The 18,084-nt window shown below is 41.0% G+C and carries 17 protein-coding genes; 9 read left to right on the plus strand and 8 right to left on the minus strand.

Annotation, left to right across the window (positions count from 1 at the left end; genetic code table 11):
• Nucleotides 1-347: 347 nt before the first annotated feature.
• A complete protein-coding gene (gene nrdA, locus HII16_RS04575; RefSeq protein WP_169127877.1) occupies nt 348-2,618 on the plus strand; it encodes a class 1a ribonucleoside-diphosphate reductase subunit alpha in 2,271 nt (756 codons plus the stop codon).
• A gap of 600 nt (nt 2,619-3,218) precedes the next feature.
• Here nrdA and HII16_RS04580 read toward each other — a convergent pair.
• Complete coding sequence (locus tag HII16_RS04580; RefSeq protein ID WP_248289490.1) at nt 3,219-4,955, minus strand: SLC13 family permease; 1,737 nt, start codon at nt 4,953-4,955, stop codon at nt 3,219-3,221.
• A 547-nt stretch (nt 4,956-5,502) separates the two neighbouring features.
• Here HII16_RS04580 and nrdB point away from each other — a divergent pair.
• The 4 genes from nrdB (at nt 5,503) to HII16_RS04600 (ending at nt 8,381) form a co-directional block, all read left to right on the plus strand.
• Complete coding sequence (nrdB, locus tag HII16_RS04585; RefSeq protein WP_135440025.1) at nt 5,503-6,633, plus strand: class Ia ribonucleoside-diphosphate reductase subunit beta; 1,131 nt, start codon at nt 5,503-5,505, stop codon at nt 6,631-6,633.
• An 80-nt stretch (nt 6,634-6,713) separates the two neighbouring features.
• Complete coding sequence (yfaE, locus tag HII16_RS04590; RefSeq protein ID WP_348981389.1) at nt 6,714-6,923, plus strand: class I ribonucleotide reductase maintenance protein YfaE; 210 nt, start codon at nt 6,714-6,716, stop codon at nt 6,921-6,923.
• 144 nt (nt 6,924-7,067) lie between these two features.
• Nucleotides 7,068-7,559 carry an acyl-CoA thioesterase gene (locus tag HII16_RS04595; RefSeq protein ID WP_169127881.1) on the plus strand — a complete coding sequence of 164 codons (492 nt, stop codon included), beginning with the start codon at nt 7,068-7,070 and terminating at the stop codon, nt 7,557-7,559.
• A gap of 336 nt (nt 7,560-7,895) precedes the next feature.
• A complete protein-coding gene (locus tag HII16_RS04600; protein ID WP_169127883.1) occupies nt 7,896-8,381 on the plus strand; it encodes a VOC family protein in 486 nt (161 codons plus the stop codon).
• 111 nt (nt 8,382-8,492) lie between these two features.
• Here HII16_RS04600 and mmuM read toward each other — a convergent pair whose 3' ends face one another.
• The 4 genes from mmuM to HII16_RS04620 all read right to left on the minus strand — a co-directional run bounded on the left by mmuM (nt 8,493) and on the right by HII16_RS04620 (nt 12,060).
• Nucleotides 8,493-9,452, minus strand: coding sequence for a homocysteine S-methyltransferase (mmuM, locus tag HII16_RS04605; RefSeq protein ID WP_169127885.1), 960 nt, complete (start codon nt 9,450-9,452; stop codon nt 8,493-8,495).
• A gap of 102 nt (nt 9,453-9,554) precedes the next feature.
• Nucleotides 9,555-10,535, minus strand: coding sequence for an FAD:protein FMN transferase (locus tag HII16_RS04610; RefSeq protein ID WP_169127887.1), 981 nt, complete (start codon nt 10,533-10,535; stop codon nt 9,555-9,557).
• Between the two features lie 11 nt (nt 10,536-10,546).
• Nucleotides 10,547-11,857: a DUF3570 domain-containing protein gene (locus HII16_RS04615; RefSeq protein ID WP_169127888.1), complete on the minus strand. Its 1,311-nt coding sequence runs from the start codon at nt 11,855-11,857 to the stop codon at nt 10,547-10,549.
• Nucleotides 11,848-12,060, minus strand: a complete 213-nt coding sequence (locus HII16_RS04620) for a DUF4266 domain-containing protein (protein WP_169127889.1) — start codon at nt 12,058-12,060, stop codon at nt 11,848-11,850. Before HII16_RS04620 ends, HII16_RS04615 begins: the two co-directional genes overlap by 10 nt.
• Nucleotides 12,061-12,237: 177 nt before the next feature.
• Here HII16_RS04620 and HII16_RS04625 point away from each other — a divergent pair, with 177 nt between their 5' ends.
• Nucleotides 12,238-13,476 carry a retropepsin-like aspartic protease gene (locus HII16_RS04625; protein ID WP_169127890.1) on the plus strand — a complete coding sequence of 413 codons (1,239 nt, stop codon included), beginning with the start codon at nt 12,238-12,240 and terminating at the stop codon, nt 13,474-13,476.
• 45 nt (nt 13,477-13,521) lie between these two features.
• Here HII16_RS04625 and HII16_RS04630 read toward each other — a convergent pair whose 3' ends face one another.
• Nucleotides 13,522-13,797: a hypothetical protein gene (locus tag HII16_RS04630; RefSeq protein ID WP_169127891.1), complete on the minus strand. Its 276-nt coding sequence runs from the start codon at nt 13,795-13,797 to the stop codon at nt 13,522-13,524.
• A 239-nt stretch (nt 13,798-14,036) separates the two neighbouring features.
• The gene (locus HII16_RS04635; protein ID WP_135440016.1) at nt 14,037-14,957 is read right to left on the minus strand and encodes a LysR substrate-binding domain-containing protein; all 921 of its coding nucleotides are present in this window, start codon (nt 14,955-14,957) and stop codon (nt 14,037-14,039) included.
• A gap of 223 nt (nt 14,958-15,180) precedes the next feature.
• Here HII16_RS04635 and HII16_RS04640 point away from each other — a divergent pair, with 223 nt between their 5' ends.
• The 3 genes from HII16_RS04640 to HII16_RS04650 all read left to right on the plus strand — a co-directional run bounded on the left by HII16_RS04640 (nt 15,181) and on the right by HII16_RS04650 (nt 17,483).
• On the plus strand, nt 15,181-15,603 hold the full coding sequence (locus tag HII16_RS04640; protein WP_135440015.1) for a YeeE/YedE family protein: 423 nt from the start codon (nt 15,181-15,183) through the stop codon (nt 15,601-15,603).
• 1 nt (nt 15,604) lies between these two features.
• A complete protein-coding gene (locus tag HII16_RS04645) occupies nt 15,605-16,051 on the plus strand; it encodes a YeeE/YedE family protein (protein ID WP_169127892.1) in 447 nt (148 codons plus the stop codon).
• A 727-nt stretch (nt 16,052-16,778) separates the two neighbouring features.
• Nucleotides 16,779-17,483: an NAD(P)H-binding protein gene (locus HII16_RS04650; protein WP_169127893.1), complete on the plus strand. Its 705-nt coding sequence runs from the start codon at nt 16,779-16,781 to the stop codon at nt 17,481-17,483.
• Here HII16_RS04650 and HII16_RS04655 read toward each other — a convergent pair.
• The gene (locus HII16_RS04655; protein WP_135440012.1) at nt 17,473-18,075 is read right to left on the minus strand and encodes a LysE family translocator; all 603 of its coding nucleotides are present in this window, start codon (nt 18,073-18,075) and stop codon (nt 17,473-17,475) included. The two genes, HII16_RS04650 and HII16_RS04655, sit on opposite strands and share 11 nt — an antisense overlap.
• Nucleotides 18,076-18,084: the final 9 nt, after the last annotated feature.

The following is an 18,084-nucleotide window of genomic DNA, read 5'->3' on the forward strand; positions in this document are numbered from 1 at the left end:
CGATTCTCTTTAGAAACAAAGCGCACAATGTAAGTTGTTACTAACCGGGAAAGCGCAAGTGATTTTTCCACAATTTATTCACTATTTATTGGGGTTGCATTAAGGTCAAAACCTCATTATCTTGTGACTAGATACATTAAAAACCCCAACATATTGTGCATCGCTTTTTGTTGTAAAAGTGTGCAATCAGGGTAAAAAATACACGCGGCATGAAGCTGTGTGGCTGCGAGCCAGCGCTAATAAATAACAATAACTACAAATAAAAAAGCAGGGAACGCAGATCACGTATTACTGCCCTTTGCATACAAATCAAAGCTATGTATAAAAACTATAAAGACAGGTCATTCATGAACAACAACCTTTTTGTCACTAAGCGTACCGGTGAAAAAGAGCCTATCGACTTAGACAAAATCCACAAGGTAATCGACTGGGCAGCGGAAGGATTAGAATCAGTTTCCGTATCTCAAGTAGAAATTAAGTCACACATCCAGTTTTACGATGGCATCAAAACGGAAGATATCCATGAGACCATCATTAAATCTGCCGCTGATTTAATTTCAGAAGAAACACCAGATTATCAATACTTGGCAGCTCGCTTAGCGATATTCCATTTACGTAAAAAAGCCTACGGCCAGTATGAGCCGCCAGAGCTATTTGATCACGTACAAAAAATGGTTGAACTTGGTAAGTATGATGAGCATTTGCTGGCTGACTACAGCCCTGCAGAATTTGCTGAAATGGACTCTTTCCTTGACCATGATCGTGATAAAACCTTCAGTTATGGTGCGGTTAAGCAGCTTGAAGGTAAATACTTGGTGCAAAACCGAGTTACCGGCGAGATTTATGAAAGTGCCCAGTTCTTGTATGTATTAGTTGCAGCGTGTTTGTTTGCTAAGTACCCACAAGATACTCGTATGCGCTATGTACGTGACTTCTACGATGCTATTTCGACATTCAAGATTTCACTTCCAACGCCTATTATGGCTGGTGTACGTACACCAACACGCCAGTTCTCATCATGTGTATTGATTGAGACCGGTGATAGCCTTGATTCGATTAATGCCACATCAAGCGCCATTGTAAAATACGTTTCACAACGTGCAGGTATTGGTATTAATGCCGGTCGTATTCGTGCGCTAGGTAGCCCGATTCGTGACGGTGAAGCATTCCATACTGGTTGCATTCCATTCTACAAACACTTTCAAACAGCGGTTAAAAGCTGTTCACAAGGTGGTGTACGTGGTGGCGCAGCAACCTTGTTTTATCCACTTTGGCACCTTGAAGTTGAAAGCTTATTGGTTCTTAAAAACAACCGTGGTGTTGAAGAGAACCGTGTACGTCATTTAGATTACGGCGTTCAATTTAACAAAACCATGTATCAGCGTTTGATCAAAGGCGAATACATTACCTTGTTCAGCCCGTCAGACGTACCTGGTTTATATGACGCTTTCTTTGAAGATCAAGAACTATTCGAAGAGCTTTACGTTAAATACGAAAACGATTCGACTATTCGTAAGAAGCGCATTAAGGCCATTGAGCTATTTACCCTGTTTGCACAAGAACGTGCGTCAACAGGTCGTATATACCTGCAAAACGTTGATCACTGTAATACGCACAGCCCGTTTGATCCAAAAGTGGCTCCGGTTCGTCAATCAAACTTATGTTTGGAAATTGCCCTTCCTACGAAACCACTTGCTCATGTTAATGATCCAGATGGTGAAATCGCGCTATGTACTCTATCAGCCTTTAACTTAGGTAAAATTGAGTCGTTAGACGAACTTGATGGTTTAGCCGATTTAGCGGTTCGTGCGCTAGATAGCTTACTAGATTATCAAGATTACCCAGTACCAGCGGCATTAAATGCCACTGTCGGTCGTCGTACCTTAGGTATTGGTGTCATTAACTACGCATACTACTTAGCCAAAAATGGCGTGTTCTACTCAAATGGTAGTGCAAACAACCTAACACATAGAACTTTCGAAGCGATTCAGTATTACTTGCTTAAAGCATCTAATCAGTTAGCGAAAGAGCAAGGTGCGTGCCCACTATTTAACGAAACCAAACTTTCTAAAGGTATCTTACCGATTGATACCTACAAAAAAGAAGTCGACAAAGTCTGTTCTGAGTCGTTGCATCTTGACTGGGAAGGTTTGCGTGAAAGCATTAAGCAATATGGTGTGCGTAACTCGACCGTTTCAGCACTTATGCCGTCAGAAACCTCATCACAGATTTCTAATGCAACTAACGGTATTGAACCACCACGTGGTTTAATCTCAGTTAAAGCGTCAAAAGACGGTGTATTGAAGCAAGTTGTGCCTGAATACGAGCGATTGAAACACAACTACGAGTTACTTTGGAATATTCCAAATAACACAGGTTATCTTGAGCTCGTTGCTATTATGCAAAAATTCGTTGACCAAACGATTTCTGCAAACACCAACTACGATCCTAGTAAATTCGAAAACGGTAAAGTGCCGGTTAAGCAAATCCTTAAAGATTTATTGCTTGCTTATAAACTTGGCGTTAAAACCATGTATTACCATAATACCCGCGATGGTGCTGATGACAGCCAAGGCGATATGGATGATGGTTGTGAAGGCGGTGCATGTAAGATTTAATCTTGCCTGGCTATCTATCAATAAAAAGAGAAGGCATGGCCTTCTCTTTTTTTATGGCCAGAATTTAGGCCCTAGGTTTTAGGCCTGAGCATGTATGTGCAAGTTTTTATGTATAAGAGTGAGTACTGTGATTGAAAACCACTGCGCAGTAACCTGACAGCGCAGACATGAGTTCAAATAGCTTCAATAACAATGAACGTTTTAAGTAAACCCGCAACCGCCTCACGCATGCACCTCAAGCAAACACGTCAAGCAAAGTTAATAGATTTTGCTTATCGTATTCAGCAAACAGACATAAATGCCACAGAGCGATATACAGACTCAGATAAGAGCAATGTTATATCTATGTATACAAACCTGCCCGAGACGACATTTTACAGCGAACACGTAATCTTTACATGTTTATAACAACAAAGTCTTGCAGGCTTTTACATTTGGTTAACGGTATTTTTTTGCTAAAGGTATAACATTAAAAGCAGTTAACTTTTCATAGTTTTCCTCCCTGAAATGCAAATTTTTCGCCCCACTATTTAGTGGGGCTTTTTTTTGCATTTTTTTACTGAGGCTTTTTTATTTTATAGAAAAAGTTAATGTTGCTGCCTACAAATACATGTAGTTAAGAGTGAATGATAGGATTATCCACATCAGGATACTGAGCGGGATACCGACCTTCATAAAGTCAGAGAAATGATAACCACCAGCATTCATCACCAGTAAGTTAGTTTTATAAGCCATTGGTGTGGCGTAACTTAAATTAGCACCAAATAAAACCGCCAGCACAAAGGGCTCTGCTGGTGCACCAAGCTGTTGAGCCACAGAGATAGCAATCGGTGTACCGATGACCGCAGCAGCGTTATTCGATACCACGTTGGTTAAGATAGCCAGCAGTAACATCAATGCTGCAAGGACACCGCCGATGGGCAGCGAAGACGACATAGCAACAAACAATTCAGCCAAATACTGGGCGCCGCCGGTTTCCATCATCGCCGTACCTAACGCCAATGACGCAGCTACGATTAAAATAACCTGAGTACTTAATGCCGCACTGACTTCTTTCCAATTAAGACACCGTGTCATCAATAGCAACAGCACGCCAACAATTGAGCTCACTACGATTGGCAAAATATCCAATACAGGCAAGGTAACCACGGCACAAAGAATACCGAGTGCCAATGGCGCTTTTCGGGTATGGACTATCTTTGCTGCCCCATCGACAACCAAAATACCTTGTTTGGTTTTTAGTTTTTCTATTTGCTCCACATCACCTTGTACCAGTAATATATCGCCAATATTCAAGGTCACATTACCAATGCTTTTACGGCCGATTTCCATCGCTTTACCATCGCGATGTAAAGCAATGACTGATAAGCCGTATTCGTGAGCAAAACTGACGCTTTTTAAAGTACGACCTATCAAGCCTGAGCCTAATATCACCACAATTTCAGCGAGCACTTGAGAACCGGGCTCTAATGGATGATCCGCATCAAGTTTGTGCTTTCCTGAGTACAGTGTTGCTTTTAACACCCGTTCAAACTCTTTTAATCGGTCAGGGTAATCTCGCACTTGCAACCTATCACCAGGGCGAATTAAGGTGTCTGGTAATGGCATAAGCTTATGATTGTCAGAGCCACGTTGAATACTTTGGATTTGCAATTGACCATCGGTCAATTTAATTACTTCGGCAATGGTTTTACCTGCCGCTAAACACGTGTCATTAACGCTAAGATAAGCGCTAAATAAACGCGGTGATGTATCCGGCATGCTGGCTTCACGTTTAGGCAAAATACGTGGCGCAATTAACCACAAATATAACACCGCTGCGGATGCGGCAACCAATGCTGGAATAGCAAAATCAAATAAACCAAAGCGCTTTAAGCCCATATCAAAGGCGACACTGACAACCAACAAGTTGGTTGATGTACCTATGGTTGTGACCATTCCGCCGACTAATGTTGCAAAGCCCATCGGCATGAGCATGCCACTTGGATCGGCTTTGGTACGAATCGCGACACTGATCAAGATAGGTAATAACAGCACCACGATTGGCGTGTTGTTGACAAAGGCACTTAACGTACCGGCAATAATGAGGGTAAATAATAATGATATTTGTGGACTGATCTTCCACAACTTTGCCAGACTTCGCCCTATCGGCTCTAATGCACCGGTGCGTACTAACGAATGACCGATGATCATTAACGCACAAACCGTGACTAACGCTTCATGACCAAAGCCATAGAAAAATGAAACGGGTTCAATCACATTGCCGTTATACTCGAATGGGAAAACAGCAAAAAACACCGTTAATACGGCAATAACCGTTAGCGAAGAGGTTTCCAAGGAAATATCTTCTCGTTTGAAAAGATATAAAGCACCAAGTGTTAAGATTAAAACTACTAGAGCATGGTAATTCGGCAGGCTCGGGAGTGTTGCCAGCATCATAAGTCTATCTTTTTTGGTCTATTTTTGGTGTGTCATTGCAATTAAGAATAGCCAGAAAGCTGGCTAAAAAGCAACCATTAATTGACTATGACAATAATTGCGGTCAAAGATTCAAAATTCATGGTATTTATCTAAATTGCTGTCATCATAATGAATTTAGAAATGCAAACAATTTAGTTATCAATTTTCCCCTGATTTGAGTAGAAACATTTCCATATTTGGTGTTATTATCCAATTATTAACCACCATATATTGTGTAATTAGGTGGTTTGGCACAATTAAGTTGTGAACTCGAATCCTGAAAAAAAGCCGGCTTTATCGTTGATTTTGCGCTAAACGGTTAAATGAATAACCAGAACAATAAATGCCTTGGATTTGAGATAGCAGAAAATAAAAATTTAATACTGTATTGACGACATATTGGGCAGTATTGAAAGGAGAAATGATGTCGTACTCAACTTTTAATCAAACCAAAAACAACCCTTTACTTGAACCGATGTTTTTGGGCCAAACCGTTAACGTATCCCGTTACGATCAGCAAAAGCACCCTATTTTTGAAAAGCTGATTGAAAAGCAGCTTTCGTTCTTCTGGCGCCCAGAAGAAGTCGATATTTCTAAAGATCGTGCCGATTGGCAGTCATTGACGCAAAGCGAGCAACACATCTTTATTTCCAACCTGAAATATCAAACCTTGCTTGATTCAATTGCCGCACGCAGTGTTAACGTCTGTATGCTACCTTTGGTTTCGATTCCAGAACTAGAAACATGGATTGAAACTTGGGGTTTCTATGAAACCATCCATTCACGTTCGTACACGCATATTTTGCGTAACTTGTTTACTGACCCAAGTGCCGTATTCGATGATATCGTTATTAACGAAAACATCATCAAACGTGCTAGCACAATCAGCCAATACTTCGACCGTTTGATCTTGATGACTCAGTTATATCAAGCTCAAGGCGAAGGCACTTACGAAGTTGAAGGTAAGCAAGTTGAGGTCACTGAGCGCGAAATTAAAAAAGCGCTATACCGTTCAGTGTGTTCAACCAATGCATTAGAAGCGATTCGTTTTTATGTGTCGTTTGCCTGTTCATTTGCATTTGCCGAACGCGAATTATTGGAAGGTAACGCCAAGATCATCAAGCTAATCGCTCGAGATGAAGCGGTTCACCTAACCTCTACTCAACATATTCTAAATATTTGGGCGAGCGGTAAAGACGATCCTGAGATGAAAGAAATCAGCGAAGAATTACATCAAGAAGGCCTAGAAATTTTCCTTGATGTTATTCGTCAAGAAAAAGAATGGGCTGATTATCTGTTTAAAGACGGTTCTATGATCGGTCTTAACAGCGAAATTCTTAAGCAATACATTGAATATCTATCAAATCAGCGTTTAACTGCGATTGGCTATGCGCCACAATTTGAAATTAAGAGTAACCCATTACCGTGGATCAACTCTTACTTGAGCAGTGATAATGTGCAGGTTGCACCTCAAGAAACCGAGATCTCATCTTACCTGGTTGGTCAAACGGACAGCGCCGTTGATTCAACCGATTTTGAAGACTTCGATCTGTAATCTCAGGCCTAAGCATTAAGCCTGTGGGAAACAAAGTCACCATAGATAATAAGGTTGTCGACGCGGAATTCGACAACCTTATCTATAAAACCACCCTAGAATATTTTGAAGCCAACGACATAGAGATTCATTATCATTGTCGTGATGGCTTTTGCGGCGCCTGTCGCTGTAACTTGGTTGAAGGTGATATTGAATACGTCAACGGTGAACCACTGGCCTTTATTCGTGATGGTGAATTCTTACCTTGTTGCTCGGTACCCAAATCCGACATCATCGTCACCACAGATTAACTCTGTCTAGCAATCTACTCGTTAGCCTCTATATAACTCCCTGATTAATCAACTATATCCCTGTAAATCATGGCCTTTGTGCTATACACTCTATAGCAAGCTGAATAATTATTTTCCTCTGTTTGAGACTCATAAGGATTGCCTATGGCCGCCCCACAACGTTCACTCACCCTTCGTTTTCTCGCTGAACCGCAAGATGTCAACTTCGGCGGCAAAGTACACGGTGGTGCCGTAATGAAGTGGATTGATTTGGCCGCCTACGCCTGTTCGGCAGGTTGGAGCTCACGTTATTGTGTTACCGCTTACGCTGGTGGCATTCAATTTGTCTCGCCTATCCACGTTGGCAACCTAGTCGAAGTTGAAGCCAAAGTGATCTATACCGGTAATACCTCGATGCATATCGCTTTAGAAGTGCTTGCTTGCGATCCAAAATCGTTATCTAAACGTCTAACCACACATTGTATTGTCATCATGGTGGCCATCGATGAGAGCGGTCATCCGGTTAATATCCCACAATGGGTTCCTGAAACCGATGAAGATATTAAACAACACGAAACCGCGAAAAAATTAATGGATATGCGCAAAACCATTAAGAATGAAATGCAAATATTCAATACAGCGACGGTGAGTAAATAACACACCGTATCTATATTCAAATACCAAAGCGATTCAATACCAAAAAAGCTATTAAGAACCTAAGTTATTAAGAACCATAGCTCAAAGAGCCTATCTTTTAGCTTTTGCCTGACAGGTGCATAAAGCAAACTAACTATCAACGTCTGCGTTTATCTAACAGTAAGCAGTGTTAGTGAGTGCACAACATAGAAGTATCATTACGATTTATTATCAATACCATGACAATTGATAATTTCACATAATACCTTTCAATTCATATAATCTCCTCATCAAATCGAGTTACGGTTTATCCAGCTCAATTATTCATTATTTAGTTATCAAGTTTTGGAGCATATTATGAAAATGAATCACGTAGGTATTATGGTTGGCGACATGGATAAAGCGATTGAGTTTTACACCAATGCTTTAGGTCTTGAAATTGTTATGAATAAAGCGACCATTGTTGAAGAGCGTGAATCCGCGATTGGCCGTATGTGTATCGCCGTTTTTGGTGAAGGCTTTAAAGGCTTTAATATTGCGCACTTAGTTACATCAGATGGTATTGGCGTTGAATTATTTGAGATGAAAGAACGTGCACAGCGACATGATTTAGACTTTTCTCGTTTGGGCATATTTCACTTTTGTTTACAAACCGATGACTTTGCAGGCGTTATCGAAAAAACTGAAAAGTTTGGCGGTAAAGTACGTATGGATATTATGCGCTACCACCCAGAAGACGACAGCAAGCCAGCAAAAATGGTGTATCTAGAAGACCCGTTTGGCAACTTATTTGAACTGTACTCACACACCTATGAAGAAACATACGCGTCTGAATACGAGTAATCGTGCGAGCAACATTTAAAATGAAAGGATTGGTATTGCCAATCCTTTTTTATTTGTTATATCGCATTTAAAACGCAATGGTTAACTCTTTGAGAAGTGTCCTCACCGAGGCTAGTCGGCATTGGATTTCGTTAGCGCGGCTTTTATCGAGGCAATATGTTTTGGCCCCATACGGCAGCAGCCGCCGATAATATTTGCGCCGGCGTTTAACCATTGCTCTGAGGCGAGACCGCATTCGTTTGGGGTTGCCGTCCCATGCCATGTTTTACTTTGTGCATCATAGTCTTCGCCAGAATTAGGATACACAACAATAAACTTGTCATTACAAACGGATTTGATTCTTTCGATGAGTTCGACCATGTATGTCGGGTTGGTACAATTTACGCCAAAAGCAATAGGATTTGCGCTATCACGCAAGGCGGCAACACACTCTTCAATCGGCGTACCATCGTTTAATTGTTGTCCATTTTTGCATGAGAAACTAAGCCAAGCAGGTTTTGTTTGCTTGTTAAGTAACTCAGTTAACACTCTGGCTTCTTGTAAGCTAGGTACCGTTTCACATGCCAGCATATCGGCATCGGTTTGGGTTAATAATGACATTTGCGTTTGGTGATGGGTTTTCAATACCTCATCACTCACCCCATAATTACCATGATATTCTGAACCATCGGCTAAGCTGGCACCATAAGGGCCAATACTCGCGGCAACAAAAGGTCGCATGGCATCTGGATTAAGCTGCATAAATTGCTCAACAGCATGTTGCGCTAGGGTAACCGAGCTGACAATTAAATCACTTGCTTGGTTTTCGCTTAATCCTAATTTAGTCAGCTCAGCAACGGATGCTTGATAGCTTGCGGTGATTACGCATTGCGCTCCAGATTTTAAATAATGCAAATGTGCTGCAACGATAGCAGTTGGTGCTGATAATAAAAGCTGCGCTGACCACAAGCTATTGTTTAGATCAAAGCCTTGTTCTTCAAGTTGGTTAGACATACCGCCATCCAACAACAACGTGTTACCTTGATTAAGGAATTCAATAATACGATGGTCTTTGAGGAGCGGTTTCGTCATAGGTTAGTCACTGTGTTGCTGGTTATATCAGACATTAAGCATTTATTTTGCTTACGTCAATCATCGGCAAATGATGGTGCTATTTACTTGCTAGTCTACACGTTAGTAAATCAACCAATGACCAACATCCAGCTCTTTTAAAAATGTCGCCGCATGCTCTCCTTGGCACATCGACCAGGTTGCGATAAAGCCTGCTTGCACACAGTTAGGCGCAGTTATGGTCACTGAACGCGGCGCATTAACAATTGCCTTACCTGTTTTTGGGTTAAGGATATGCGCGTATCGAACACCGTCTTTTAAAAGGTAGCGATTTGCGTCACCGCTACTGGCAATGGCGCCTGTATTTAAAGATACGGTATGCACCGAGTTTTGTTTTTTATCAGGGTGCTGTAACCCTACTTGCCAAGCTTGACGTTCATTGCGAGCGTTTAACGGAGCTTTATTGGCCAACATATCACCGCCAAAGTTAATCAATATCGCTGGCAATGCTGTGTTCAGGTCTGACATCAATGATTCGGCGATTAGCATCGCCCTATCCACCGCATACTCTTTACCTAAGCCGCCTAAATCTAATTCCATTGATGCCGGCATCCACATCCTGTCAGCTCTTACCTGTAACTTATCCAAGCCAATGTGCGCCAACAACGGCTCAATGTCTTTATCTGCAGGTAACTGGTCTGAACCATCAAACTGCCAAGCTTTGCGTAAAATACCGGCACTGATATCAAACAATCCATTACTTAATTGATAGCACTGTTTAGCAAAGGCAAATAAACGCTTGGTTTCGTCGTCAATAACAGTTTCATGTCCCGCTTGTTGATTAATATGAGTTAATACACTGTCGCTGCGGTATCTTGAATACTTTTGTTCGATACGGCGGGTTTCATCGATAATGGCATGGGCTAACTGCTTAACCACAACGTCATCATCACTATTAATAAGAATTTCGCAAAGACTTGCCATAGCGCTAAAGCATACCTTGTAACCTAATGAGGTTTTCGCTAATGAGAATGGCAATAACGTCTCAGCGGTAGCCGATGAACTATCAACATGATGTTTTGATTTTGCTCGCTCAGTGGTCATAGGCTTAGCCGCTAAAAAGAATTACTGACTTGAAATATGATGGCCTTAACCGATTCATATAAATCTTGTTCTGCCAAGACGCCCGGCGCGTCAACGCCAGGATTATCCGGATCTTGCTGGTAATATTGCAATCGAAACGACCATTCCCGTCCTTTATCAAATAAAATGCCGTATTTAAAGCCGAGGGTGAAGGCACTCATTTTCCCCAAACGATAATCGGCGCTGACGTGTTTCGGTTGATCATTTTGCCATTGTCCCGTTGTCACGAAAGGTTGAAAAAACTCGCCCTCCTGCTGCTCGTAATAGCGAACATGTGGCTCTAAATAACGGCCATTTAATTGTATGCGGTAGCGCAAATCAAAGGTATGCGAGTTTATTTGCCAGTCATCCCACATGTATCGATACGAAACATCAATAATGTCATGCTCTAAGTGATATTTGCTCTGCGCAAACACACTTTGTTTTTGCCTTGTATCCGGACGACTTTCATAAATTTGTGCTTGTGAAATACCTTGCTCGTCGACTAAAGAGACGATTTTAAACGCATCATTGAGGTAGCCATCAACGCTGGAATAAGAATAATTGAATTGCACGATGGCGCGGCGACTGAGCACCTGTGTAACACCAAACAACACATCAATGGTGGTTTTGTCATCGTCTTTAGCAATTCGATATGGGTTTTCACCTGACGATAAATCGGTAAACACATTACCGCTTAATACACTATCCGGTGTGACTTGCGATAAAATAGCCAATGGCTTAGGAATGCCACCTTCAGGATCAATTTGATCAAAAAAAGCACCGAGGCCAAACGCTAATGTGGTATTTTTTTTATTAAAATCGCGAGCAATCGAACCACTGACACCGAGTGAAAAGTAGTCATATTCTTTCGAGGCATGAGCGGCTACGGAATAACGATAGTCGGCACTAAAAGGCTGTGACCATGAGGCGTTTAACTGTAAACGGGTGTCATGAAATGTCGGGTCCAAGGGAGTTTCATTGGCATCAACTTGATATACACCATCACCGCTTGGTCGGGCAAATGTCTGTACATAAGGCTGGGGTACCGCGCCATTAGCCGACGCTCCACTTAATGTATCGGCAGTAATTTTGCCATTAAATATATGTTGGTCGCCAAAATCTTTTGTCGCTGAAACTATACCTTCAACGACTGAAACACGTTGCTCTTCGGCATACAACAAAACCGCCGTATCAATCTGCCAGGCGTCTTGTTGTGCTTTTGCGTTGCTGCCGAGTAATGAGCATGCAGCAGCGCCAAGGATGGCTTTGACTTTATTGCCGGAGTCATCCTTTAATTGCATCCACAGCCTCCACCAGCAAAACTGCGACCGCCACTGGATGCTTCCTTGGAAAAATAAACATGATCGTCGATGATGGTATCTAAACCACCGCTGTTAAGCGCCATTTCTTTTTTTGCTAACAGTTCTCGCTGCCATGGTTCAACGCCTAAACTGGCGCATCCACTAAACATCAAACAGCTAACAATTACGATGACTCTTTTCATAGATACTCGCGTCGATTGTGTTGATTATGTCGAACGTGTCGGAGAAAAATGCATATCAGCTGATATTCACTAACAGTAAATTCGAGCAACTCAACATTGTATGTTAATGTATATCTAAATATTGTAGTGCAATCAATGGCTTTTAGTGACAAACCATTGCAAAGGTAGAATATCACGATGTCAAAAAACAAAATTATCGTGCTGTTGTTATTGGCGTTATCGTTTTCTATATACACCAATATCACCCTATTAAAACGTCAAGCGCAAGTCGAAAATAACATTGCAGAGCAAGCTGTCGATGGCGTTTCCATGCAAACAGCGTCAACACATAACAATTCTAACAATGGTTCATTGAGCGGCAGTGATGGTCTTTCCTCGTCTATTTCAACCCAAGATAAAGTTGATCAACTTTACAGCGACGATAATCGCTTAAACCTTCTTATCGCCAAAGCCCATCAATATTTTGACAGTTATCAATTTGCACAGGCCGTCGATCTATATGAAGAAATTTACTTTAGCGACGAGGACATTAGCTTTAAATTAAAACTAACCTGGCTACAACAGGCTAACCTTTGGCTAAAAGGCAACCAAATCAATATTTCTGAAGATTTTGTCGAGCAAATGCTAAGAGTATTTCCGTACGATTACGAAACCAGCATATTGCAGTTGGCGATATTAAAAAAACGCGGTGACAATGAATTGGTTTTTGAACGTTACCTCGACCTGATACGTAATCAATTCGACAGCCGCAAGCACAGTTTTTTAGAAAGTCAGTTGCAGGCTTATTATCAGCAATGGTCTGCGCATATCATGCAATTACAAAACTGGTCACTTTTGATTGAGCAGACAGAAAAGCTTATCGATCAGCAAGGATTTCAAGTTGAGTATATTCTGGTCATCAGTGAAGCACATATTCACTTAAATAACATAGACAATGCATTGGCGTATCTTGAGCAAGTCGAAGGTTTACCGCAAGTTGAAGTGCAACTGAATAAACTACTGCGCATGATAGAGCGTAAAGAACGTAACTTAAATGGCATTCCCTTGATTAAAGATGGCGACCATATGTTGGTTAATGCTCGATTTAATCAAGGTCGTTATGGGCGTTTAATGATCGATACTGGCGCGTCATTAACGGTTATATCTGAACGTTTGTTAAATGAATTATCAGCACAAGAAAACTATGATGTGCATCGCACTATGACCATACGAACAGCATCCGGTGAAGAACAAGCCTACAGCATTATAATTAAACAATTTACCATAGATGCTTGGACCGTCGAAAATTTGGAAGTGGTTATTATGCCATTAGAAAGTATGGACAGTGCCGATGGTTTATTAGGCATGAATTTTCTTAAGCAATTTACCTTCAACATTGACCAACAAGAGCGCTTACTGTTTCTGCAAGAAAAATAGCAACCGATGCGGGCATATAACAAATGCAATTATAGCCCTATCTAGCTAAGCAACTTTTTTCTCAATAGCGCAGCGGCTTTTCATAGGGTTCACCTTACTCACTTTGCCTAACTGATGACGTTTCTCATCATTCAAAATGGCAATCATAAATTGTAGGTCGATATATTTACCAACAATTGCCAGCAGCAAACTGATAAGCGGTAGGTATAGGATTGAATACACCATGTTGTTAACCAACAAAATATCCACCATCAATGGGGTTAAAACTAACAGTGTTGCTAAGTAACGATATCCTTTTAACATCATACGATTCATCTTCATGATTTGCTCCCGGTGCTTGTATGCAACTTATGGTGTTAATGCTAGGCATTGACCGAGATTTGTACAAAGGGAAAATATTCACCATATAGATGAATATCATTCAACCCTAAAAAAACGTAGATAAATTTATCAACATCCCATTAACAATCAACAACTTACAAGTCTAAGTCGCGCTGTATTCGATGACAAAATGCCGACAACAGTATGACAACAGATGAAAATTAATCCGCTATGAATGACTATGTTGAGGTTTTCTTGGTATTTTTGACTTGTTGTTGCAATAGTGGTGACTTGGTTAACCATGATAAAAAACAATGGATCTCATGGCGCTCTTCGTCTTCTGGACGGTAAACCGCATACAACGCATTGGTGTATGGAGTGACTATTTCAAAAGGGTTTACTAATAACTTGCGCTCTATCAATCGATTTTCAATCGGTACCATAGCCAAAGCCACCCCGAGCCCCTGCTCAGCTGCATCAAGCATGGTGTCGTAATTGTTAAAACTTAATTGAGTCTTTGCCTTAAAGCGGTCAACACCTAAGTACCCCATCCAAGTCGACCAAATGTTATCCATATTACCCAAATCAAGCAGTGGCACATCACTAAGCTGTTCAAGTTTACGTAAGTCATGTTGCTGCTGAAATTCAGGAGAGCAAACGGCGGCAATATCGACGTTCATCAACTTTTGGCTCAACACGCCCGGCCAACCACCCTTGCCTATGCGTATAGCAATATCAAAATCACTGTAGCGCAAATCCGCCAATTGCATGCCAGTCTCAATGCGAATATCGATGTCTGGGTGAGCCTTTTGAAATAACCCTAATTGCGGAATAATGACGTTAGACGCCATGGTTGGAAACGTGGATATACGCAATACAGGCGATTGAAATTGGCGGGTGATCTCTGCGGTGCCCTGTTCAATGGTATACAACGCATCTTGTACTGTTTTTAAATAACTACGACCGGCATTATTCAAACTCACCTTACGGGTTTTACGAATAAATAATTCGAAGCCGAGAAATTCTTCTAATGCTTTTATTTGATGGCTCACCGCCGACGGCGTGATAAACAGCTCTTCAGATGCTTGTTTAAAACTCTGTAGTCGAGCTGCAACTTCAAATATTTGTAATAAGTGCAGAGGTGGTAACTTACGTGCCATAAATGAATCTAAATCAACTGTTATTATTGCTTAAGTGTACTTGGCTTTATAATTTTTATCACTATGTATTAGTGAGTTACAACGACTACACTTGAATCAATTGGCGCTAGCATTATGTATTTAAACGCATTTTCGCACACATCTAAAAGCTGGGTGCATGAACTACCCTTTTGTATTAGCAAGTGCTAATATAAGGCAACATTAGATACAAGGTATTTTTTATATGACAGAATTCACTCCCTATTCGGCGCTGATTGGTGGCGCTATTATAGGTATTGCAGCAATTTTATTGTTGCTGTTACTCGGTAAGATAGCCGGAATTTCCGGTATTTTTGCCCATACGTTTTCTCGCTATCCAATTCAATCGAGCTGGCAGTTATTTTTCATACTCGGCCTTATTGCTGGCCCTATGATTGCGGCTTTTTTCGGCTTTTCGTTGCCCAATGAAATCAATGTACAATGGTCACATGTGATCATAGGCGGCTTTTTGGTTGGTTTTGGCTCTAGATATGGTTCAGGCTGCACCAGCGGTCACGGCATTTGTGGTATAGGACGATTATCGAAACGTTCAATCGTCGCCACTGTTGTGTTTATGATAACAGCCGCTATTACGGTGTTTGTAACACGCCACATGGTAGGAGGCTAGCATGACCAGTAAAACAGGAAAAAGCATCGTAACCAATGTATCTGCCTTTGTCTGTGGTTTAATATTCGCGATTGGCCTAACGGTGTCGCAAATGGTCAATCCAGATAAGGTTCTTAACTTTCTCGACTTATTCGGTCATTTTGATGCCAGTCTCGGGTTTGTCATGGCTGGGGCATTAATGGTGTTTATAAGCGCGTATTTGCTTGTGATAAAACGAATGGAAAAACCAATATTTGCCAGTAACTTCGATCTGCCTAAAAGTTCCAGCCTCGATAGCCGATTAATCATTGGCAGTGCTATTTTTGGAATTGGCTGGGGTTTATCGGGTATTTGTCCGGGTCCAGCCGTTGCTAATATAATTGGTGCCAATGATAAAATCCTGGCTTTTATTTTGATGATGTTAGTTGGTATGATCATCGCTCAGAAGGCCAATAAAAATAGTCAATAAGCTAATTTCTGCACCAAAACAGTGCTGTTGATAACTATAGATAAAAAACGCATCATCATGAATAACTATTCAGATGGTGCGTTTTTTATGCAAATTGACGCCTTGCATTTGAGACAATAAAAAGTACTGACGCCCCAATGAATTCGTTAATTTTTACACAGCAAGCCCCGACGCCACAAGTTTTCGCCATATTTAACCGCACGCCTATACAAAAACCACAGCAATGGCTTTCAACCCTTTAAAAACAAGATGTTAACCTAGCTGCACGTAATCTGAATTTAATAAAAATCAAATTTGAAAGGATGAAAAAAATGACAAATGTCAATTTATAAATTCGCTACATTGTCTCGATTCGTCATATTTTATTTTTGCACATTAATGCAATAGACAAGCACTTTATTGCACTACCAGTACAATAAAATTCTTACACACCAAGCTGTGGATAACTCTGTTGACAATATTGTTAAATGTTGCTAGATACGGTTTGCAGACCTATACCAACTTTACACTTTCAAAATTTATAAAGTTTTCATGGCAGTTACATTTCCACCTGTCTTGTAAATTTAACAAAAATGCAAAGTTTTTCACAAAAACAGTGGATAACTTTTTCCACGCCGTACTGTTATTGACCTGTAAATTTGCAAGCGTTTTTTTTACTTTTTTTTATATTCTTTTGGTAATATAAATATTCCTCTAAGAACAAAACTACATATAGGTTAAAACCATCATGAAAACAGCAACGGCCTCCCTTTTTGGCGCATCAGGTCTGACCGGAAGTGCCCTGCTCACAAAGCTGCTTAACAGCACGCAATTTAGCCAAGTGACGGTTTTTGTTCGTAAAAAGCTTAATGTTAGTGACGCAAAATTAATACAAGTCGTCGTTGATTTCGATCAGATGGGAAACCTCTCAGAACATCTAAGCGGCATTGATACGGTGTTTTGTTGTTTAGGGACAACCATAAAAAAGGCCAAAACTAAGCAAGCCTTCGCGGCAATTGATTATCAATTGGTGCTGGATATTGCCAAACAATGTGCACACGCTCAGGTAAAGCACTTTATGGTGATCTCAAGCTTAGGTGCTAACAGTAAATCTAAAGCGTTTTACAGTGCGACTAAAGGCAGAATGGAGTGTGACATAGCTCGCCTTGGTTTAACGCGTATAAGCGTTGTTAGACCTTCTTTATTGATTGGCCAAAGACCAGAGTTTCGCTTAGCTGAACAACTCTCTATCGTTATTACATCACTGTTGGGCTTTGTGTTTATTGGTCCGTTAGCTAAATTAAAACCGATTAGGGCCAGCTCGGTGGCAAACGCTATGTTCCAGATCGCGGTATGTGACAAATATAATGGCACTGGCGCTGGCAAAAACAATCACATCGAGTTTATCGAAAATGATACTTTACACCGCTTAGCTGATGCGGCTAAGGAATGAGTTCAGCAACGACAGGTAAGATTGACACCACCAGTAACAGCGCCATGGTAAGGTTAAAATAACGAACCGATTTAGGGTTATTGATTATCTTGTTCATTAACACGCCAAAATAGAGCCAGCTACCTACGCATGGAAAAGCAACCAAAAAGAACCCCAAAGCGACCAATAATACTTGGCTAAATAAATGGCCATCCAGCTGAGTAAATGCGGCGATTGCCCCGGTTGCCATAACCCAAGCTTTAGGATTTACCCATTGAAATAGCACCGCTTGTATAAAGGTAAGAGGTTGAGACTTTGTCTCGCCTTGTTGCTGGGTACCGGCATTGGCAATCAGATAGGCAAGATATAGTAAATACATAATACCTATGACTTTGATTGCCATATGTAGCATCGGGAAATGCTCAAAAATGACGCCAAACCCAAGACCAACCAGCACCACCATTGAGGGGAAGCCCAAGCAAATACCAAACAAATGTGCCAATGATCTGCGAATGCCAAAATTTAGCCCTGATGTCATGATCATAATATTGTTAGGCCCTGGGGTTATGGTCGATGAAAAGGCAAAAATCAGAATTGGTAGAAAAAATTCCATGGTTTTATA

Origin of the sequence: Thalassotalea sp. Y01, assembly GCF_012932945.1 — a bacterium.
In the GTDB taxonomy this organism is placed as follows: Bacteria; Pseudomonadota; Gammaproteobacteria; order Enterobacterales; family Alteromonadaceae; genus Thalassotalea_A.